Annotated in this window: 20 protein-coding genes; 19 read left to right on the top strand and 1 reads right to left on the bottom strand. The window is 69.1% G+C overall.

The window, feature by feature from the left end; translation table 11 throughout:
• The first annotated feature begins 13 nt into the window (after positions 1 to 13).
• The 4 genes from secE (at position 14) to rplA (ending at position 2,658) form a co-directional block, all read left to right on the top strand.
• Positions 14 to 415 carry a preprotein translocase subunit SecE gene (gene secE / locus ACRAKI_RS33905; RefSeq protein ID WP_447004541.1) on the top strand — a complete coding sequence of 134 codons (402 nt, stop codon included), beginning with the start codon at positions 14 to 16 and terminating at the stop codon, positions 413 to 415.
• Between the two features lie 64 nt (positions 416 to 479).
• Positions 480 to 1,319, top strand: a complete 840-nt coding sequence (gene nusG / locus ACRAKI_RS33900; protein ID WP_447004540.1) for a transcription termination/antitermination protein NusG — start codon at positions 480 to 482, stop codon at positions 1,317 to 1,319.
• Between the two features lie 106 nt (positions 1,320 to 1,425).
• A complete protein-coding gene (rplK, locus tag ACRAKI_RS33895) occupies positions 1,426 to 1,860 on the top strand; it encodes a 50S ribosomal protein L11 (protein ID WP_447004539.1) in 435 nt (144 codons plus the stop codon).
• Between the two features lie 81 nt (positions 1,861 to 1,941).
• A complete protein-coding gene (gene rplA / locus ACRAKI_RS33890) occupies positions 1,942 to 2,658 on the top strand; it encodes a 50S ribosomal protein L1 (protein ID WP_447004538.1) in 717 nt (238 codons plus the stop codon).
• Positions 2,659 to 2,734: 76 nt separating this feature from the next.
• Here rplA and ACRAKI_RS33885 read toward each other — a convergent pair whose 3' ends face one another.
• Positions 2,735 to 3,505, bottom strand: a complete 771-nt coding sequence (locus ACRAKI_RS33885) for a hypothetical protein (RefSeq protein ID WP_447004537.1) — start codon at positions 3,503 to 3,505, stop codon at positions 2,735 to 2,737.
• 258 nt (positions 3,506 to 3,763) lie between these two features.
• Between ACRAKI_RS33885 and rplJ the strand changes: the two genes are divergently transcribed.
• From rplJ to rpoB, 15 genes are all read left to right on the top strand, one after another.
• Positions 3,764 to 4,321, top strand: a complete 558-nt coding sequence (rplJ, locus tag ACRAKI_RS33880; protein ID WP_447004536.1) for a 50S ribosomal protein L10 — start codon at positions 3,764 to 3,766, stop codon at positions 4,319 to 4,321.
• Between the two features lie 63 nt (positions 4,322 to 4,384).
• Positions 4,385 to 4,771 (top strand): 50S ribosomal protein L7/L12, encoded by a 387-nt coding sequence (rplL, locus tag ACRAKI_RS33875; RefSeq protein ID WP_447004535.1) that lies wholly within the window; start codon positions 4,385 to 4,387, stop codon positions 4,769 to 4,771.
• A 208-nt stretch (positions 4,772 to 4,979) separates the two neighbouring features.
• Entirely contained in the window at positions 4,980 to 6,125 is a 1,146-nt protein-coding gene (locus ACRAKI_RS33870; protein ID WP_447004534.1) for an ABC transporter ATP-binding protein, read from the top strand.
• Between the two features lie 50 nt (positions 6,126 to 6,175).
• Positions 6,176 to 6,907: an MlaE family ABC transporter permease gene (locus ACRAKI_RS33865; RefSeq protein WP_447008592.1), complete on the top strand. Its 732-nt coding sequence runs from the start codon at positions 6,176 to 6,178 to the stop codon at positions 6,905 to 6,907.
• A 1-nt stretch (position 6,908) separates the two neighbouring features.
• Entirely contained in the window at positions 6,909 to 7,748 is an 840-nt protein-coding gene (locus ACRAKI_RS33860) for an MlaE family ABC transporter permease (RefSeq protein ID WP_447004533.1), read from the top strand.
• Positions 7,745 to 7,867, top strand: a complete 123-nt coding sequence (locus tag ACRAKI_RS33855) for a hypothetical protein (protein WP_447004532.1) — start codon at positions 7,745 to 7,747, stop codon at positions 7,865 to 7,867. The genes ACRAKI_RS33860 and ACRAKI_RS33855 overlap by 4 nt, the downstream gene beginning before the upstream one ends.
• Positions 7,861 to 9,183 carry an MCE family protein gene (locus ACRAKI_RS33850; RefSeq protein ID WP_447004531.1) on the top strand — a complete coding sequence of 441 codons (1,323 nt, stop codon included), beginning with the start codon at positions 7,861 to 7,863 and terminating at the stop codon, positions 9,181 to 9,183. Before ACRAKI_RS33855 ends, ACRAKI_RS33850 begins: the two co-directional genes overlap by 7 nt.
• Positions 9,180 to 10,208, top strand: coding sequence for an MCE family protein (locus tag ACRAKI_RS33845; RefSeq protein ID WP_447004530.1), 1,029 nt, complete (start codon positions 9,180 to 9,182; stop codon positions 10,206 to 10,208). Before ACRAKI_RS33850 ends, ACRAKI_RS33845 begins: the two co-directional genes overlap by 4 nt.
• On the top strand, positions 10,205 to 11,233 hold the full coding sequence (locus ACRAKI_RS33840) for an MCE family protein (protein WP_447004529.1): 1,029 nt from the start codon (positions 10,205 to 10,207) through the stop codon (positions 11,231 to 11,233). The genes ACRAKI_RS33845 and ACRAKI_RS33840 overlap by 4 nt, the downstream gene beginning before the upstream one ends.
• A 1-nt stretch (position 11,234) precedes the next feature.
• Entirely contained in the window at positions 11,235 to 12,404 is a 1,170-nt protein-coding gene (locus tag ACRAKI_RS33835; protein WP_447004528.1) for an MCE family protein, read from the top strand.
• A gap of 41 nt (positions 12,405 to 12,445) precedes the next feature.
• Positions 12,446 to 13,636, top strand: a complete 1,191-nt coding sequence (locus ACRAKI_RS33830) for an MCE family protein (RefSeq protein ID WP_447004527.1) — start codon at positions 12,446 to 12,448, stop codon at positions 13,634 to 13,636.
• Entirely contained in the window at positions 13,633 to 14,880 is a 1,248-nt protein-coding gene (locus tag ACRAKI_RS33825; RefSeq protein WP_447004526.1) for an MCE family protein, read from the top strand. The genes ACRAKI_RS33830 and ACRAKI_RS33825 overlap by 4 nt, the downstream gene beginning before the upstream one ends.
• Before the next feature lie 13 nt (positions 14,881 to 14,893).
• The gene (locus ACRAKI_RS33820; protein WP_447004525.1) at positions 14,894 to 15,406 is read left to right on the top strand and encodes a hypothetical protein; all 513 of its coding nucleotides are present in this window, start codon (positions 14,894 to 14,896) and stop codon (positions 15,404 to 15,406) included.
• 9 nt (positions 15,407 to 15,415) lie between these two features.
• Positions 15,416 to 16,534 carry a hypothetical protein gene (locus ACRAKI_RS33815; RefSeq protein ID WP_447004524.1) on the top strand — a complete coding sequence of 373 codons (1,119 nt, stop codon included), beginning with the start codon at positions 15,416 to 15,418 and terminating at the stop codon, positions 16,532 to 16,534.
• Between the two features lie 457 nt (positions 16,535 to 16,991).
• Positions 16,992 to 20,474, top strand: a complete 3,483-nt coding sequence (rpoB, locus tag ACRAKI_RS33810) for a DNA-directed RNA polymerase subunit beta (RefSeq protein WP_447004523.1) — start codon at positions 16,992 to 16,994, stop codon at positions 20,472 to 20,474.
• The last annotated feature ends 63 nt before the right edge of the window (positions 20,475 to 20,537 follow it).

Below are 20,537 nucleotides of genomic sequence, written 5' to 3'. Positions count from 1 at the left end.
AGCGGAGGACGGCATGAGCGAGGGCCGCGAGCAGGACCAGCCGGACGAGCGCGAGAGCGCGTCCCGGCCGGTTACCGCCGCAGCGCGGCGTGAGCGCCGTGGCTCCGCGCGACCGGCGGGCCGCAAGGACGCCGAGGCGAAGAAGTCGGCCGAGGCCGACTCCGACGCCGAGGAGGCCAAGAAGGGCCGCCCCACGCGCTCGCGGACGGATTCGGAGAAGCGGGTCGGTTTCATCGCCCGCATCTTCCGGTACATCCGCGAGGTGGTCAGCGAGCTGCGGAAGGTCATCTGGCCGACCCGCAAGCAGATGATCACCTACACCGGAGTTGTGTTGGTCTTCGTGGCCTTCATGGTGGCGTTTGTGTTCGGCCTTGATACGGCCTTCGCCTGGGGCATGTTCAGGGTGTTCGGCTGAGCCGAACACCCGCCGCCCCCGGTGGCGGCGGACATGTGATGCATGAGAGGAAGCGAGACCCACAGTGACCTCCGACAACGGCGGCGTTGACGCCCAGGAGCTGAACGACCTGACCGACGAGCGGGACTTCGACGGTGGTGTCGAGGACGTCGAGCAGGCGGAGGCGACGGAGGACACCCAGGAGTCCGCCCCCGTCAAGGCCGAGTCCGCTGCCGAGCCCGAGTCCGGTGGCGACGTCGAGTCGGGCGGCGACGTCGAGTCCGGTGGCGACATCGAGGCCGTCGACATCGACGCCGAGCCCGCGGACCCCGCCGAGGAGATGCGCGAAGCACTGCGGCGCGCGCCCGGCGACTGGTACGTGGTGCACTCGTACGCGGGTTACGAGAACAAGGTCAAGACGAACCTCGAGACGCGCATCCAGACGCTCGACATGGAGGACTACATCTTCCAGGTCGAGGTGCCGACCGAGGAAGTCACCGAGATCAAGAACGGCCAGCGCAAGCTGGTGCAGCGCAAGGTGCTGCCCGGCTACATCCTGGTCCGCATGGAGCTCAACGACGCGTCGTGGAGCGCGGTGCGCAACACGCCCGGCGTGACGGGTTTCGTCGGCGCGACGTCGAAGCCGTCGCCGCTGACCATCGACGACGTGCTGAAGTTCCTGCTGCCGCAGGTCGAGCAGAAGCCCGCCGCGGGCAAGAAGAGCGCCACGGGCCCCGCGAAGTCGACCGTCGAGGTGGACTTCGAGGTCGGCGAGTCGGTCACCGTCATGGACGGCCCGTTCGCCACGCTGCCCGCGACGATCAGCGAGGTCAACGCGGACGGCCAGAAGCTGAAGGTGCTGGTGTCGATCTTCGGCCGCGAGACCCCGGTCGAGCTGTCGTTCAGCCAGGTCTCCAAGATCTAGCCAGGACAACACAAACTCCGGTGCCCCTCTGGACGGACAGGCGCCGGCAGCCACGCTGCGGCTGGCAGGGCCGCGCGCGGACACCGCAATAACAGGAAGCACTGAGATGCCACCCAAGAAGAAGAAGCTCGCAGCGATCATCAAGCTGCAGATCAAGGCCGGGGCCGCGAACCCCGCGCCGCCCGTTGGCCCCGCGCTGGGTCAGCACGGCGTCAACATCATGGAGTTCTGCAAGCAGTACAACGCCGCGACCGAGTCGCAGCGCGGCACTGTCGTGCCGGTCGAGATCTCCGTGTACGAAGACCGCTCGTTCGACTTCAAGCTCAAGACCCCGCCGGCCGCGAAGCTGCTGCTCAAGGCTGCCGGTGTGGAGAAGGGCTCGGGCGAGCCGCACCGCCTCAAGGTCGCCAAGGTGACCATGGACCAGGTGCGGGAGATCGCGCAGAACAAGATGATCGACCTCAACGCCAACGACGTGGACCAGGCGGCGAAGATCATCGCCGGCACCGCCCGCTCCATGGGCATCACCGTCGAAGGCTGACCTTTCTCTCTCTTTTTCGTAGTCGTGGGAGAGCCACGCGCTGGCTCGTCACCACAGCTGATCCACTTTAAGGACAGAAGCATGAAGCGCAGCAAGGCGTACAAGAACGCTGCTGAGCTGGTTGACCGTGAGCGGCTCTACTCGCCGCTGGAGGCAACCAAGCTCGCCAAGGAAACGTCCAAGGTGAAGCTGGACGCGACCGTCGAGGTCGCCATCCGGCTCGGCGTCGACCCCCGCAAGGCCGACCAGATGGTCCGCGGCACCGTGAACCTGCCGCACGGTACGGGCAAGACCGCCCGCGTGATCGTCTTCGCAACCGGTGACAAGGCCGCCGAGGCCGAGGCCGCCGGTGCGGACGCGGTCGGCTCCGAGGACCTGATCGAGCGCATCCAGGGTGGCTGGCTCGACTTCGACGCCGCGATCGCCACGCCCGACCAGATGGCGAAGGTCGGTCGCATCGCCCGCATCCTCGGCCCGCGTGGCCTGATGCCGAACCCGAAGACCGGCACCGTGACGCCCGACGTCACCAAGGCCGTGAACGAGATCAAGGGCGGTAAGATCAACTTCCGCGTCGACAAGCAGGCGAACCTGCACCTCGTCATCGGCAAGGTGTCGTTCGAGCCGGAGAAGCTGGTCGAGAACTACGCCGCCGCGCTGGACGAGATCCTGCGGGCCAAGCCGTCGGCGGCGAAGGGCCGGTTCCTCCGCAAGATCACCGTTTCGACCACGATGGGCCCCGGTATCCCGGTCGACCCGAACCGGACTCGGAACCTGCTCACCGACGACGCCACCGCCTGATCTCGGCGCGTCGAAGCACCCAGCAGCGCCCCTCGGCCTCCCGCCGAGGGGCGCTGCCGCTTTCGTCAAATGGGGTTCACGGGCCGACGCAGTCCGCGGGCTCGGCCTCGTAGCCGGTGATCACCCAGGTCTTGTTCTGCTGCGCGGACAGCACGAACTTGCCCAGCCGCGGCCCACCCCGCACGTCCAGCGCGCACGAGCTGACCTCGACCGACCCGCCCGAGGGAACTTCCCGCATGGTGCTGGGGAACCTGATCTGCCGGTAGTCGACCTCCCGCGTGACCTGGCCGTGCAGCTCATGCACCGCGGCCTCGCAGTCGGGCGCGCCGAACGCGGTGGCGAACGCCTTCTCCGCGTCCTCCTCCGAGAAAAGCAGGCACGCGCGGCCCGAGTCGTCGTTCATGACGTGCTTGTAGAACAGCGCGACAGTGCCCTGGAGGCCGTACGGGGTCTGGGGCGCGATGACGTTGCCCTTGTCGCCGCCGCTGTCGACCGCGATGCTGCCGGGATCCTCACCGCCGAAGAACCTGTCGTAGAAGTACGACAGCACGAGCAGAACCACCACCAGGTAGACGAGGCGGCGGACCAGTTTGCTGCGCAGGAGGATCTTCCACAGCGGCTTGCGCGGCGGGTCCGAGGCCGGTGGCGGTCCAGTGGGCGGTGGCGGTCCGGTGGGCGGCAGCGCCGGGGGCGGCGTGGCGCCGGGGGGCAGGCTCGGCGGCAGGCCGGTGCCCTGGGCCTGTTGGTAGCGCTGGAACTCCTGGAACCGTTGGAACTCCTGGAACTGCCGGAGCTGTTCCGGGTCGACGTCCGGTGGCGGCGGGTTCCTCGGGGGCTCTTCGGTCACGGGTCACATCATGCCGATTTGGAGCCGCGACGACACATCCCGTAGTCTTGCCGATGGTTCACCAAAGACCGCTGGTCGTCCCGGCCCTTGTCGGCTGGGAGCGAAGGTCCCGCGAAGCGGGCGGCCCGCGCAGGAGAACGAGGAAGACTAAGGCGCTCATGCGCCCGTCACGCCCCGTGCTGCTGCGCAGGGGCGTTTTTGCTTTGTGCGGCCCTCTCGGCTCGACCGGCGCGTCACTAGCCCAGAGAGGAGGCGATCATGGCGAAGCCCAGCAAGGTTTCGGCCGTCGCCGAGCTCACGGACAAGTTCCGTGGAAGCTCGGCCGCTGTCGTGACCGAGTACCGCGGCCTCTCCATGGCGCAGCTCACCACGCTGCGTCGCGCTCTCGGCGCGGGCACCACGTACACCGTTGCGAAGAACACGCTGGTCAAGCGTGCCGCTGAGGACGCGGGCGTCCAGGGCCTCGAAGCCCTGCTCGTCGGCCCCACCGCCATCGCCTTTGTCGAAGGCGAGCCGGTCGACGCGGCGAAGGCCCTGCGTGACTTCGCGAAGGACAACAAGGCCCTGGTCATCAAGGGCGGCTACATGGATGGCCGTCCCCTCTCGGTCGAAGAGGTCGCCGCGATCGCGGACCTCGAGACCCGTGAGGTGCTGCTCGCCAAGCTGGCGGGCGCGATGAAGGGCAACCTGGCCAAGGCCGCGGGTCTGTTCAACGCCCCGGCTTCCCAGGTCGCTCGCCTGGCTGCTGCCCTCCAGGAGAAGAAGGCCGCGGAGGCGCCCGTCGCCGCCGAGGCCGATGCTCCGGCCGAAAGCTGATCACACCCCAGACATCCGCGTCCCGGCCGCAGTTCGGGCGTTGAAAGAGAAAGGACCGCCATCATGGCGAAGCTCAGCACCGACGAGCTGCTCGACGCGTTCAAGGAGATGACGCTCCTGGAGCTGTCGTCCTTCGTGAAGCAGTTCGAGGAGACCTTCGAGGTCACCGCCGCCGCTCCGGTCGCCGTTGCCGCTGCCGGCCCGGCCGGCCCGGCCGCCGCCGAGGTCGAGGAGAAGGACGAGTTCACCGTCGTCCTCGAGGGCGCCGGCGACAAGAAGATCCAGGTCATCAAGGTCGTCCGCGAGGTCGTCTCGGGCCTGGGCCTGAAGGAGGCCAAGGAGCTGGTCGAGGCCGCTCCGAAGCCGATCCTGGAGAACGTGGCGAAGGACGTCGCCGACGCCGCCAAGGAGAAGCTCGAGGCTGCCGGCGCCAAGATCTCGCTCAAGTGATCTGATCCCGCGAGGGATCCGAACACCGCGCGCCGCTACGAGGGCGGGCACCCCACGGGGTGCCCGCCCTCGTGCTGTCCGCACCGTTATCCATCCGAGACCGCGTTAGCCCAACCGGTGAGTAACCGGGACGGGGTGGCCTCGTTGCACCGGTATGACGCCGGCCTGGCCGGCGGCTGGGCGTTGCAGCCGGTGACCAGGAGGTGTGATGGGCGTCGAGGTGGTCGTCGAGGGCCTGACGAAGTCCTTCGGCAAGCAGACCATCTGGCGGGACGTCACGCTCACCCTCCCGCCTGGCGAGGTCAGCGTGATGCTCGGTCCGTCCGGCACGGGCAAGTCGGTGTTCCTGAAGTCCCTGGTCGGCCTGCTGAAGCCGGAGCAGGGCAAGATCATCATCAACGGCACGGACCTGGTCCGCTGCTCCGAGCACAAGCTCTACGAGATCCGGAAGCTGTTCGGCGTCCTCTTCCAGGACGGCGCGCTGTTCGGCTCGATGAACCTCTTCGACAACGTCGCCTTCCCGCTCCGCGAGCACACCCGCAAGACGGAGGCCGAGGTCCGGCGGATCGTGCTGGAGAAGATGGAGATGGTCGGCCTCGTCGGCGCGGAGAAGAAGCTCCCCGGCGAGATCTCCGGCGGTATGCGCAAGCGCGCCGGCCTGGCCCGCGCCCTGGTGCTCGACCCCGAGATCATCCTGTGCGACGAGCCGGACTCCGGCCTCGACCCGGTCCGCACGGCGTACCTGAGCCAGCTCCTCATCGACCTGAACTCGCAGATCGACGCCACCATCCTGATCGTCACGCACAACATCACCGTGGCGCGCACGGTCCCGGACAACCTGGGCATGCTCTTCCGCCGCGAGCTGATCATGTTCGGTCCCCGCGAAGTCCTGCTGACCAGCGACGAACCGGTGGTCGAGCAGTTTCTCAACGGCCGCCGCATCGGTCCGATCGGCATGTCGGAGGAGAAGGACCAGGCGACGATGGCCGCCGAACTCGCCCACCGCGACGCCGGCCACGCGGACGGCTCGCCGGACGAGGACATGCGCGGTGTGGTGCCGCAGCTGGAGCCGACGCCCGGCCTCCCGCCGCGTGGCGCGGTGCGGCGGCGCAAGGACCGGGTGATGAGCATCCTGCACACCCTGCCGCCCGAGGCCCAGCAGGGCATCATCGCCAGCCTGACCTCGGACGAGCAGCGCCGCTACGGCGTCATGGCCGGGGTCACCCAGGGCAATCCTGCCGCGTCCGGTCCGGTCGTGCCCGGTCCGGTCGTGCCCGGTCCTGCCGCGCCGGGCCCGACCACGCCCGGCCCGACGACCCCGAGCCCGTGGCCCCGGCGAGGGGGCCTGTTGTGAGCGCACCGACGTCGTTCCCCGGCGTCGGCGCGCTGCGCGAGACGGGACGGATGTTCTCGCTCGCCATCGACGTCGTCCGCCTCACGTTCCGCCGCCCGTTCCAGTTCCGCGAGTTCATCCAGCAGTGCTGGTTCGTGGTGAGCGTGACGGTGCTGCCGACGGCCCTGGTCTCGATCCCGTTCGGCGCGGTCATCGCGCTCCAGATCGGCTCGCTGACCCGCCAGATCGGCGCCCAGTCGTTCACCGGCGCGGCGAGCGTGCTGGCGATCATCCAGCAGGCCAGCCCGATCGTGACGGCCCTGCTCATCGCCGGCGCGGGCGGCAGCGCGATCTGCGCCGACCTGGGCAGCCGCAAGATCCGCGAGGAGATCGACGCGATGGAGGTGCTGGGCGTCTCGCCGATCCAGCGCCTGGTCGTGCCGCGCGTGCTGGCCGCGATGCTGGTCAGCGTGCTGCTGAACGGCATGGTCAGCGTGGTCGGCGTGATGGGCGGCTACTTCTTCAACGTGATCCTGCAGGACGGCACGCCCGGCGCGTACCTGGCGAGCTTCAGCGCCCTGGCGCAGCTGCCGGACCTGTGGATCTCCGAGATCAAGGCGTTGATCTTCGGGTTCCTCGCGGGCATCGTCGCCTCCTACCGCGGCCTCAACCCGGCGGGTGGCCCGAAGGGCGTGGGCGACGCGGTCAACCAGGCCGTGGTCATCACGTTCCTGCTGCTGTTCTTCGTCAACTTCGTGCTCACCACGATCTACCTCCAGGTCGTCCCGGCGAAGGGGAGCTGAGATGGCCACGATCAACGACCGGCTGCGCAAGGTCGCCAACGCGCCGCTCACCATGCTGGACACGTTCGGCGACCAGCTGTGGTTCTACATCCGCGCGCTGGCGTGGACCCCGCGCACGCTGACCCGCTACCTGCGCGAGACGCTGCGGCTGCTGGCCGAGGTCAGCTTCGGCACCGGCGCGCTGGCGGTCATCGGCGGCACGATCGGCGTGATGGTCGGTCTGTCCGTGTTCACCGGCACGGTCGTCGGCCTCCAGGGCTTCACCGCGCTGAACCAGATCGGCACGTCGGCGTTCGCGGGCTTCGTGTCCGCGTACTTCAACACCCGCGAGATCGCGCCGCTCGTGGCCGGGCTCGCGTTGAGCGCCACGGTCGGCTCCGGCTTCACCGCGCAGCTCGGCGCGATGCGGATCTCCGAGGAGATCGACGCGCTGGAGGTCATGGGCATCCCCAGCCTGCCGTACCTGGTCACCACGCGGATCATCGCCGGGTTCATCGCGATCATCCCGCTGTACGTGATCGGCCTGCTCACGTCGTACCTGGCGGCGAGGTTGATCACCGTGCAGTTCTACGGGCAGTCGGCGGGCACGTACGACCACTACTTCAACCTGTTCCTACCCCCGGTGGACGTGCTCTGGTCGTTCGGCAAGGTGCTCGTCTTCGCCGTCGTGATCATCTTGACGCACTGCTACTACGGCTACCGCGCCAGCGGCGGCCCGGCGGGCGTGGGTGTCGCGGTCGGCCGCGCGGTGCGCACCGCGATCGTGACGACGAGCCTGCTGGACTTCTTCCTCAGCATGGCGATCTGGGGCACCACGACGACGGTGAGGATCGCGGGATGACCGCCGACGTGCTCTTCTCAGCGGAGGCGGCGACGAATGCGGTCGACGTGCTCTTCTCAGCGGAGGCGGCGACGAATGCGGTCGACGTGCTCTTCTCAGCGGAGGCGGCGACATGCTGAAGATCCGGCTCCTGGGCGTGGCGTTCCTCGCGATCATCGCCCTCTTCCTCAGCCTCACGGTGGCGCTGTACAACGACGCGTTCACCGAGGTCGTCAAGGTGACGCTGAAGACCGACCGGGTCGGCAACCAGCTCCAGCTGGACTCGGACGTGAAGGTCCGCGGCATGATCGTCGGCGAGGTCAAGGCGATCCGGACCTCGGGTGACGGCGCCGAGCTCGAACTGGCGCTGGACCCGGAGCAGGTGCGGCACATCCCCGCCAACGTGTCCGCGCGGCTGCTGCCGAAGACGTTGTTCGGCGAGAGGTACGTGAACCTGGTGCTGCCGAAGCAGGGGCAGCAGCCGCTGGCCGAGGGCGACGTGATCGCGCAGGACCGGTCCAGCAGCGCCATCGAGCTGGAACGGGTGCTCGACGACCTGATGCCGGTGCTCCAGGCGGTGCAGCCGGAGAAGCTGGCCACCACGCTGACCGCGCTGTCGCAGGCGCTGGAGAACCGGGGCAGGCCGCTCGGCGAGACGCTGGTCCAGCTCGACGCCTACCTGGGCGAGTTCAACCCGCAGCTGCCCGCGCTCAAGGAGGGCATCAGCCGGCTCGCGGACGTCTCCGAGGTCTACGCCGACGCCGCGCCGGACCTGGTCCAGGCCCTCACGGACGCCACCGTCACCAGCCGCACGTTGGTCGAGCAGAGGGAGAACCTGCTGGCCATGTACGGAACGCTCACCACGACCGCGCTCGACGTGAACAGCTTCCTCGCGGTGAACAAGAACAACCTGATCCAGCTGGCCGACGTCAGCCGGCCGACGTTGGAGCTGCTGGCCGAGTACTCGCCCCAGTACCCGTGCCTGCTCAAGGGCCTGGCCGAGTTCAAGCCGATCATGGACGAGGTGTTCGGCAAGGGCACGAACGAGCCCGGCCTGCACATCACGCTGGAGGTCACCGCCAACCGCGGCAAGTACGAGCCGGGCAAGGACGACCCGGAGTACGCCGACAAGCGCGGCCCGCGCTGCTACGACATCGTGCCGCGGCCGGACCCGTTCCCGCAGTACCCGCCGGAGGGCCCGGTGAAGGACGGCTCGTCGACCCCCGCGCCCGCGCGTTCGGTGAGCGACGGCGTGCTGCCGCCCGCCACCTCCCCGGGCGGCACGACGTCGCCCTCGGCGTTCCACGGCGTGCCGTCGCTGGCGAACTCCCCGGAGGAGCAGGACTTCCTGGCCGCGCTGCTCGCGCCGCAGTTCGGGATGCGGAAGAGCGAGATGCCGAGTTTCACCTCGTTGCTGCTCGGCCCGCTGTACCGGGGCGCGGAGGTGACGGCATGAGGTCCCTGGCCGCACCGCTGGTCAAGCTCGGCGTGTTCGCCGCGATCACCATCCTGGCGACGACGCTGCTCGCGGTGACCATCTCCAACGTGAGCTTCGCCCCCGCCACCGCCTACACCGCCCGGTTCACCGACGTGACGGCGCTCAACGAGGGCGACGACGTCCGCATCGCGGGCGTGCGGATCGGCCAGGTGGAGGAGATCCGGGTGGTCGACCGGCGGGTGGCGGAGGTGGACTTCGCGCTGGAAGGCGAGCGCACGCTGCCGTCGTCGGTCACCGCGACGATCAAGTACCGCAACCTGGTCGGCCAGCGGTACATCGCGCTGGAGCACGGCGTCGGCGACGCGTCACCGCTCAAGCCCGGTGACGTGATCCCGTTGGAGCGCACGAAGCCGGCGCTCGACCTGACCGTGCTGTTCAACGGCTTCAAGCCGCTGTTCCAGGCGCTGAACCCGGACGACGTGAACCAGCTGTCGAACGAGATCATCCAGGTGCTCCAGGGCGAGGGCGGCACGATCGACAGCCTGCTCCGCCACACCGCGTCGCTGACGTCCACGCTGGCCGGCCGCGACAAGGTGATCGGCGAGGTCATCACCAACCTGAACTCGGTGCTGGACACCGTCAACTCGCGCACCGAGCAGGTGTCCACGCTGGTCACCACGCTGGAGGAGTTGACCGCGGGACTCGCCGCCGACCGGCAGCCCATCGGTGAGGCGATCAGCGCCATGGGCGACCTGAGCACGACGACGGCCGGCCTGCTCGAAGAGTCGCGACAGCCGTTGAAGGACAACATCGCGCAGCTCGGGCTGGTGTCGCAGACGCTCGCGGACAACGAGGCGGTCGTCGAGGGCGTCCTCCAGCGCCTGCCCGGCAAGATCGAGGCGATGACGCGGACCGCGTCCTACGGGTCCTGGTTCAACTTCTTCCTGTGCGAGGGCTCCGGGACGGTGACCGTGCCGCCGGTCGTCAACGACCCGATCGCGATCACGCCGCTGCCGATCACCCAGCCGAGGTGCCGCCCGTGAGAACCGAACGCAACCCGGTGACCGTGGGCGCGGTGAGCCTGACCGTGATCGCCCTGCTGATGCTCGCCGCCTTCTACTCGGACGACCTGCCGCTCATCGGCGGCGGCACCACGTACTCGGCCGAGTTCACCGAGGCGGCCGGCCTGATCCCGACGAACGAGGTGCGCGTGGCGGGCGTGAAGGTCGGCAAGGTGACCAAGGTCGAGCTGGACGGCGACAAGGTGAAGGTGTCGTTCAAGGTCAAGGACGCTTGGGTGGGCGACCGCACCACCGCGACGATCCGGATCAAGACCCTGCTCGGGCAGAAGTTCCTGGCCCTCGACCCGCAGGGGTCGGAGCCGCTGAACCCGGGCGACCCGATCCCGCGCGAGCGCACGCTGTCGCCGTACGACGTGCAGGAGGCGTTCAACGGCCTGGCGTCCACGGTCGGCCGGATCGACACCAAGCAGCTCGCGGACAGCTTCGAGGTGCTGTCGGAGACGTTCCAGGGCTCGGCGGACAGCGTGCGCGGCGCGTTGGACGGCCTGTCCGCCCTGTCGAGGACGATCTCCTCCCGGGACGAGCAGCTGGCGCGGTTGCTGGCCAACGCGAACCAGGTCACCCAGACCCTGGCCGACCGCAACGAGCAGTTCGAGAAGCTGCTCGCGGACGGCAACCTGCTGCTGGGCGAGCTGCGCAAGCGGCGGGACGCGATCTCGGCGCTGCTCACCGGCACCCGCGAGCTGTCCCGCGAGCTGTCCGGCCTGGTCGCCGACAACTCGGCCCAGCTGCGACCGGCGCTGGAACAGCTCGACCGGGTGACCACGATGTTGCAGCGCAACCAGGACCAGCTCGACCGGAGCCTGGCGCTGATGGGGCCGTTCTACCGGGTGTTCGCGAACACCCTCGGCAACGGCCGCTGGTTCGACACGTACATCTGCGGCCTGCTGCCGCCGTCGGTGAATCTCGGCGCGGTCGGGTTCAACGAAGAGGGCTGCCTCCCGCCCGGCGTGCAGCGGTCAGGACAGCCAGGGGGTGGGAACTGACATGGCGACGACCAAGGTCGGCCGTGACCTGGCCCGTGCCGTCGCGATCGCGTGCGTGCTCGCGCTCGTGGCCGCGCTGGCGGTGTGGTGGGTCTTCGCGGGCGCCAACAGCCGCAGGGTGACGGCGGTGTTCGGTGCGGCCGTGGGCGTGTACGCGGGCTCGGACGTGCGGGTGCTCGGCGTGAAGGTCGGCACCATCGAGGAAGTCGAGCCGCAGGGCAAGACGGTGAAGGTCGTCATGTCGCTCGACCGCGCGGTCAAGGTGCCGGCGGACGCGCAGGCCGTCGTGGTCGCGCCGAGCGTGGTCAGCGACCGGTACGTGCAGCTCGCCCCCGTCTACACCGGTGGACCGGCGATGGGTGAGAACGCGACCATCCCGCGTGAGCGCACCGCCACCCCCGTCGAGCTGGACGAGCTGTACGACAGCCTCAACAAGCTCACCACCGCGCTCGGCCCGAACGGCGCGAACAAGGACGGCGCGCTGTCCGAGCTGCTCGACTCGGCCGCGAACAACCTCCGGGGCAACGGCCAGGCGCTCGGCGACACGATCAAGCAGCTCGGTGAGGCCACCCGCACGCTGTCCGGTTCGAAGGACGACCTGTTCGGCACCGTCGACAACCTCCAGAAGTTCACCGGCATGCTCGCCGCGAACGACAGCCAGGTGCGCGACTTCAACCTCCAGCTGGCCGAGGTCGCCGGGTTCCTGGCCGACGAGCGGGAGAACCTGGGCGGCGCGCTGAACGAGCTGGCCACCGCGCTCGGCCAGGTGCAGGGGTTCATCCAGGACAACCGGGCCGTGCTCAAGTCGAACGTCGACAAGCTCGCCGGCATCACCCAGGTCCTGGTGGACCAGCGCGCCTCGCTGGCCGAGGCGCTGGACGTCGCGCCGCTGGCCCTGGGCAACCTGCAGAACGCCTACAACGCGGCGTCCGGCACGCTCGACGTCCGCGCCGACATCAACGAGCTGAACCAGCCGCCGATCGTGCTGGTCTGCAAGCTCATCCAGGGCGTCGAACCGGGTCGGGTGCCTGGCCCGCTCGCCGACGCGTGCCGTCAGCTGGAGCCGGTCCTGAGCGGCGCGGTGCCGCTGAAGACGCCCGCCGAAGTGCTCACCGACCTGTCCCAGGGCAAGGTCCCGCTGCCCCTGCCACTCGCGGGGGTGCCCCAGTGAAACGTGTCCCGGTGGGATCCGTTCCAGCGAAATCTGTCCCGGTGCGGCGTTCACCGCGCAACGCGGTGCTCCTGGCGAGCACGTTGGCGCTGACGGTGCTGACCGGCTGCGGCTCGGGCGGCTTCGACGGCGTCTACAACATGCCGCTGCCCGGCGGCGCGGACGTCGGCGACCGGCCGTACCGGGTGAAGGTGCAGTTCAAGGACGTGCTGGACCTGGTGCCGCAGGCTGGCGTGAAGGTCAACGACGTGCCGGTCGGCCGGGTGGACCGGATCGACCTCGGGGCGGACGGCTGGACCGCTGAGGTGACCGTGCTGGTCAACGGCGACGTGAAGCTGCCCGGCAACGCCGTCGCCCGGCTGCGCCAGTCCGCGCTGCTCGGCGAGAAGTACGTGGAGCTGGACGAGCCGGTCGAGGGACGTGAAGAGGGCTCGCTGGGTGAGGGCTCTGTCATCCCGGTCGAGCGGACCAACCGCAACCCCGAGGTCGAAGAGGTCTTCGGCGCGCTGTCCATGCTGCTCAACGGCGGTGGCATCGCCCAGCTCCAGGACATCAGCCGGGAGCTGAACGCGGCCCTGGAGGGCAACGAGCCGGAGATCCGGTCGCTGCTGGCCAACCTGAACACGCTGGTAGGCGAGCTCGACGGGCACAAGGACGAGATCACCCGCGCGTTGGACGGCATGAACCGCCTCGGCGGCGCGCTGAGCACCCAGCGCGAGCAGATCGCGGGCGTGCTGGACGGGCTGGAGCCGGGCCTGAAGGTGCTCAGCGAGCAGCGGACCCAGCTGGTCACCCTGCTCCAGGCGCTGGACGCGCTGGCCGACGTCGCGGTCGACACGGTGAACAAGTCCAAGGACGACGTGGTGGCCGACCTGAAGGCGTTGGCGCCGACGCTGCAGAAGCTCGCGGAGGCGGGCACGGACCTGCCGAACGCCTTCGAACTGCTGCTGACCTACCCGTTCCCGGACTCGGCGGTGGACGGCATCAAGGGCGACTACACGAACCTGTACGTGGACCTGGACCTGAACCTCGGCACGATCGTGGACAACCTGGGCCGGTCCCGGCAGTCGCCGCTGCCCACCCTGCCCGGCCTGCCCGGTATCGACGGCCACGCGCCGTCCCTGCCGCTGCCGCTGCCGAACCTGCCCCTGCCCCTGCCCAGAACGCCCGGGACGTCCGGCACCCCCGGGCTGGGCGACGTGCTCGGCGGACTCCTCGGAGGTGGGCGGTGATCCCCGGCAAGATCAAGGTCCAGATCGGCGTGTTCGTGCTGATCGCGCTGCTCGGTGTGAGCTACGTCGGCGCCCGGTACGTCGGGCTCGGCCGGTTGTTCGGCGCGTCCGGGTACGTGGTGACGATGCAGCTCGCCGACTCCGGTGGCGTGTTCACCAACGCCGAGGTCACCTACCGGGGCGTCGCAGTCGGCCGGGTCGGCCAGATGCGGCTGACCGCCGACGGCCTGGAGGTCGACCTCGACATCGACCCCAGCGCGCCCGACATCCCCGCCGACCTGGAGGCCGTGGTCGCCAACCGGTCCGCCGTGGGCGAGCAGTTCGTCGACCTGAGGCCACGCGGTGAGGACGGGCCGTACCTGGAGGCCGGGTCGGTCATCCCGCGTTCGGCGACCAAGACGCCGCCGCCGGTGGACACCCTGTTGACGAACCTCGACTCGTTCGCCAAGTCGGTGCCGACGGAGTCGCTGCGGACCGTCGTGGACGAGCTGGACCTGGCGTTCAACGGCACCGGGCCGGACCTCCAGGTGCTGCTGGACAACACCAGGGCGTTCACGCAGGCGGCGACCGAGCACCTGCCGCAGACCAAGGCGTTGATCGACGACGGTCTGGTCGTGCTGAACACGCAGGCCGAGCACGGGAGCGCCATCAGGTCGTTCTCCACCGACCTGCGTGCGCTGGCCGAGCAGCTGAAGAACTCGGACGCCGACATCCGGCGGCTCATCGCGGTGTCGCCGCAGGCCGCCGAGCAGGTGTCGGCGCTGCTCCGGGAGTCCGGGCCCGACCTGGGCGTGGTGTTCGCCAACCTGCTGACGACCGGGAACATCCTGGTCACCAGGCTGGACGGGCTGGAGCAGATCGCCGTGACGTACCCGATCGCGGTCGGCGGCGGGTTCACCGTGGCCAAGGGCGACGGCACGGGCGCGCACTTCGGGCTGGCCCTGAACGTGTTCGACCCGCCGCCGTGCACCGTCGGCTACGAGGGGACGCCGATCCGCACCGGCGCCGACACCGCTCCGGTCGGGGTGAACACCCAGGCCTACTGCGCGCTGGCGCGGGGGAGCGCCACCAGCGTGCGGGGTGCGCAGAACGCCCCTTACGGTGGCACGCCGGGGACGCCGGCCGGTGACGCGACGTCGCAGCCGGGTCGTGAACCGGGGGCGGACCCGGACCCGGACTCGGGCCGGGCCGTCGAGGCGCCGGTGCTGACCAGCCTGGGGCAGTTGCTCGGTCTGCCGGGCTGAGGAAGGGGTGCGGATGGACGTTCGACGGTGGTTGCTGCCGGTCGCGGCGGTCCTGGCGGTGTTGGCCGCCGGGTACGCGGTGTGGGCCGGGGTGTCCTGGTGGAGCGCGTCGTCCGACGACTCGGTGGCGTTCTCGCGGGAGCGGGAAGAGGTGCTGCGGGTCGGGCAGGTCGGGATCGCGAACTTCACCACGCTGGACTACCGCAAGGTGGACGAAGACCTCGACCGGTGGATCGAGACGTCGACCGGTGATCTGCGCGGCGAGGTCGAGCGCGACCGGGCGACCCGCAAGAAGCAGATCGAGGACGCGAAGACGGTGACCGCCAGCCGGGTGTTGGACGCGGCCGTGACGGAGCTGGACGCGCGGGCGGGGAATGCGCATCTGATCGCCGTGGTGGAGACGACCGTGACGCCGGAGGGCGGGCAGGCGGTGAAGAAGGTCAACCGGTACCAGACGGACCTGGTCCGCACCGATGCCGGTTGGAAGCTGAGCGCGCTGGGGCCGGTCGCCGCCGGCGGCGCGTGACCCGAGGAGATGACGTCAGTGCCACCCCCACCCCGCCGCCGTCCCGTCCCCACGACCCCCTCCACCCGTCCGCGCGTGGCCGGCCTGCGCAAACGCCCCGGCACCACGCCGGCCGAGGCCGCCGGTCCGGAGAGCACCGGGCCTGACACCGCCAGCCCTGAGGCGGGCACCGGGATCACGCAGGTCGAGGACGCAAGCGCCGCCGAGCCCACCCCCGCCGAGCCCACCACCGCCGAGCCCGCCCCCGCCGCCAACTCCGCCGCCGAACCCGGTCCGGTCGAGCCCGGTGCCGAGGGGGGTCTGATCGAGCCCGGCTTGGGCGACCGCGGTCCGGACGAGGTCGAAGAAGACCTGGTCGCCCCGGCACCGGGCCCCCGCCCCACCGGTCGCCGCAAGCGCACGGGCGAGGCCGTGGCAGCCAGCGTGCTCACCGACGACCCCCGGCCGAAGCAATCCCAGCCGGAGCACCCGCAGCCGGAGCACCCGCAGCCGGAGCACCCCCGGCTCAAGCGCCTCAAGCCCGGGGCCAAGCTCTCCACCGGAGGCGCCTGGGCAGCCGACCGCCGCGCCGCCCGTGCCCGGGACACCGGCGCCGACCGGAACGGCCTGGTCCTCCCGATCGCGCTGGTCGCGCTGGCCGGCCTGCTGGTCGCCCTCGGCCTGTGGTTCCAGAGCCAGGCGGGCGACGTGCGCTACAACCAGGCCCTCGTGGACAGCGCCGGCACCACCGAGGTGGCCGGTCAGACCCGCGAAGCCGTGGAGAAGGCGTTCTCCTACAACTACGCCGACGTCACCGCCACCGAGAAGGCCGCCAACGAGCTGCTGGTCGGCAAGGCCCAGTGCCAGTACAACGCGATCTTCGAGCCGGTCCGCAAGCTGGCGCCGGAGCAGAAGCTGGTGGTCACGGTGAAGGCCGTCTCCACCGGCGTGACCTCGCTCGACGACGACCGCGCCACCGTGCTCCTCTTCGTCGACCAGGTCGCCCTCCGCACCACCGACAACCAGAGCAGCGGCGGCATCGCGATGATGCGGGTGGGCGCGCGGAAGGTCGAGGGCCGGTGGAAGGTCGACAACATGGAGATGTTCGGCCAGTCCGGGGACCAGGCGGTCGAGACCGCCAAGTGCTGAGGAACGGGCCTGGCAGACGCCGATCAAGGTCCCAAACCCCAGAATTCCCGGCAGCACAACGTGATCTAGGCCACATTTTTTTTGAGGTAACCGAACGGTGTCGTCGGCATGTCCCTTCGGGGTCCGCGCACCCGCCAAAGGCCCGCCCTGGCTCACGTCCATGTATTTTCGCAGGTCACGGCTGTAACTCCGCGTTATCACCGCTTGCGCCAGTGGAGTGATCGCCGCGTGGCATCTTGACTGTGGGCGTCGGCGGGGTCACTCTGTCCGTGAGCACGAGAAAGGTCCTTCCAGGTGCCTCTCGACAGTTGCCGCGCGCGTGGCTAGACTGCTCCTTTGCGCTGCCCTCTTTCCGTTTGCCCTTCGCCGAGAGCTGGATTGCCGGGCATCGCCGCACCCTTGACAGCCGTGCCAGTTCCGCTGACTGGCCAGCTACCTGTCCCTGGAAGGACGCATCTTGGCGATCTCTCGCGCGACCAAGGCCACTGCTGCGACCAACTCCACGTCGGGGATTCCCGGAGCGCCGAAGCGAGTCTCTTTCGCGAAGATCCACGAACCGCTTCAGACGCCCAACCTGCTCGACCTGCAGATTCAGTCGTTCGAATGGCTCACCGGCGACGAGGCGTGGTTCCAGCGCCGCGTCGACGAAGGTGACGAGGCGCCGACGGGCGGCCTCGAAGAGGTCTTGAACGAGATCTCTCCGATCGAAGACTTCTCCGGCTCGATGTCGCTCTCCTTCTCCGACCCGCGCTTCGACGAGGTCAAGGCCTCGACCGAGGAGTGCAAGGACAAGGACATGACGTACGCCGCCCCGTTGTTCGTCACGGCGGAGTTCACCAACCACACCACTGGCGAGATCAAGAGCCAGACGGTGTTCATGGGTGACTTCCCGATGATGACCGACAAGGGCACGTTCATCATCAACGGCACCGAGCGGGTCGTGGTTTCCCAGCTCGTCCGCTCGCCGGGTGTCTACTACGACACCGCGATCGACAAGACGACCGACAAGGACGTCTTCAGCGTCAAGATCATCCCGTCCCGGGGTGCCTGGCTGGAGTTCGACGTCGACAAGCGCGACACGGTCGGTGTCCGCATCGACCGCAAGCGCCGCCAGCCGGTGACCGTGCTGCTGAAGGCCCTGGGTTGGACCACCGAGCAGATCCGGGAGCGCTTCTCGTTCAGCGAGACGCTGCTGACGACGCTGGAGAAGGACCACACCGCGGGCACCGACGAGGCACTGCTCGACATCTACCGCAAGCTGCGTCCGGGCGAGCCGCCGACCAAGGAGTCCGCGCAGGCGCTGCTGGAGAACCTGTTCTTCAAGGACAAGCGCTACGACCTCGCGAAGGTCGGCCGGTACAAGATCAACAAGAAGTTGGGCCTGGCCTCCCCGATCTCCACGGGTGTGCTGACCGAGGACGACATCGTCACGACGATCGAGTACCTGGTCCGCCTGCACGCCGGTGAGACGTCGATGAAGCCCGGCGAGGTCGAGGTCCCCGTCGAGGTCGACGACATCGACCACTTCGGCAACCGCCGCCTGCGCACCGTCGGCGAGCTGATCCAGAACCAGATCCGGGTCGGCCTGTCCCGCATGGAGCGCGTCGTCCGCGAGCGCATGACGACCCAGGACGTCGAGGCCATCACGCCGCAGACCCTGATCAACATCCGCCCGGTGGTGGCGGCGATCAAGGAGTTCTTCGGCACTTCCCAGCTGTCGCAGTTCATGGACCAGACGAACCCGCTCGCGGGTCTGACCCACAAGCGCCGCCTGTCGGCGCTGGGTCCCGGTGGTCTGTCCCGTGAGCGCGCCGGCATGGAGGTCCGCGACGTCCACCCGTCGCACTACGGCCGCATGTGCCCGATCGAGACGCCGGAAGGCCCGAACATCGGCCTGATCGGCTCGCTGTCCTCCTACGGGCGGGTCAACCCGTTCGGCTTCATCGAGACGCCGTACCGCAAGGTCGTCGACGGCCGGGTCACCGACCAGGTCGACTACCTGACGGCCGACGAGGAAGACCGCTACGTCAAGGCGCAGGCGAACGCCAAGATCGACGACGAGGGCAACTTCCTCGAAGAGAAGGTCCTGGTCCGCAAGAAGGGCGGCGAGGTCGAGCAGATCGACCCGTCCGACGTGGACTACATGGACGTCTCGCCGCGGCAGATGGTGTCCGCCGCGACCGCGATGATCCCGTTCCTCGAGCACGACGACGCGAACCGCGCCCTGATGGGCGCGAACATGCAGCGCCAGGCGGTGCCGCTGCTGCGCAGCGAGTCCCCGCTGGTCGGCACCGGCATGGAGTTGCGCGCCGCGGTCGACGCCGGTGACGTCGTGGTGGCCAAGAAGACCGGTGTGGTCGAGGAGATCTCCGCCGACTACGTCACGGTCATGGCCGACGACGGCTCGCGGCAGACCTACGGCCTGCACAAGTTCCGCCGCTCCAACCAGGGCACCTGCATCAACCAGAAGCCCATCGTGAACGAGGGCGACCGGGTGCAGGTGGGCCAGGTGCTGGCCGACGGTCCGTGCACCGAGAACGGCGAGATGGCGCTGGGCAAGAACCTGCTCGTCGCGATCATGCCGTGGGAGGGTCACAACTACGAGGACGCGATCATCCTGTCGCAGCGCCTCGTCCAGGACGACGTCCTGACCTCGATCCACATCGAGGAGCACGAGATCGACGCGCGGGACACCAAGCTGGGCGCCGAGGAGATCACCCGGGACATCCCGAACGTCTCCGAGGAGGTCCTGGCCGACCTCGACGAGCGCGGCATCATCCGGATCGGCGCCGAGGTCCAGCCCGGCGACATCCTGGTCGGCAAGGTCACGCCCAAGGGCGAGACCGAGCTGACCCCGGAGGAGCGCCTGCTCCGCGCGATCTTCGGCGAGAAGGCGCGCGAGGTGCGCGACACGTCGCTGAAGGTGCCGCACGGCGAGTACGGCAAGGTCATCGGCATCCGCGTGTTCAGCCGCGAGGACGACGACGAGCTGCCCCCCGGCGTGAACGAGCTGGTCCGCGTCTACGTCGCCCAGAAGCGCAAGATCCAGGACGGCGACAAGCTCGCCGGTCGCCACGGCAACAAGGGCGTCATCGGCAAGATCCTCCCGGTCGAGGACATGCCGTTCCTGGAGGACGGCACCCCGGTCGACATCGTGCTGAACACGCACGGTGTGCCGCGTCGTATGAACATCGGCCAGGTGTTGGAGACCCACCTCGGGTGGATCGCCAAGCAGGGCTGGAGCATCAACGGGGACCCGGACTGGGCGAAGAACCTGCCGGCGGACCTGTACGACGTGGAGCCGGGCACGAAGACCGCGACCCCGGTCTTCGACGGCGCTCGCGAGGACGAGATCACGGGCCTCCTCGGCTCGACGATCCCGAACCGCGACGGCGAGCGGATGGTCAAGGAGAACGGCAAGGCGGTGCTCCTCGACGGGCGCAGCGGCGAGCCGTACCCCTTCCCGGTGTCGGTCGGCTACATGTACATCCTGAAGCTGCTGCACCTGGTCGACGACAAGATCCACGCCCGCTCGACCGGCCCGTACTCGATGATCACGCAGCAGCCGCTGGGTGGTAAGGCGCAGTTCGGTGGCCAGCGCTTCGGTGAGATGGAGTGCTGGGCGATGCAGGCGTACGGCGCCGCATACACCCTCCAGGAACTGCTCACCATCAAGTCCGACGACGTGCTCGGCCGCGTGAAGGTCTACGAGGCCATCGTCAAGGGCGAGAACATCCCGGAGCCGGGTATCCCGGAGTCCTTCAAGGTGCTGCTCAAGGAGCTCCAGTCGCTGTGCCTCAACGTCGAGGTGCTGTCTTCGGACGGTGCCGCGATCGAGATGCGCGACGGCGATGACGAAGACCTCGAACGCGCGGCAGCGAACCTCGGCATCAACCTGTCGAGGTCCGAGTCGCCGTCCGTGGACGACGTCGTCAACTGACCCTCGCCGGTCACCGGGAGGTGGCTTCCCCCGAAAGGGGAAATGCCTCCCGGTGGCCCCGCC

This window comes from Saccharothrix isguenensis (genome assembly GCF_052936305.1).
Note: the sequence above shows the minus strand (reverse complement) of the source record. Positions and strands in the feature narration are given on the sequence as shown.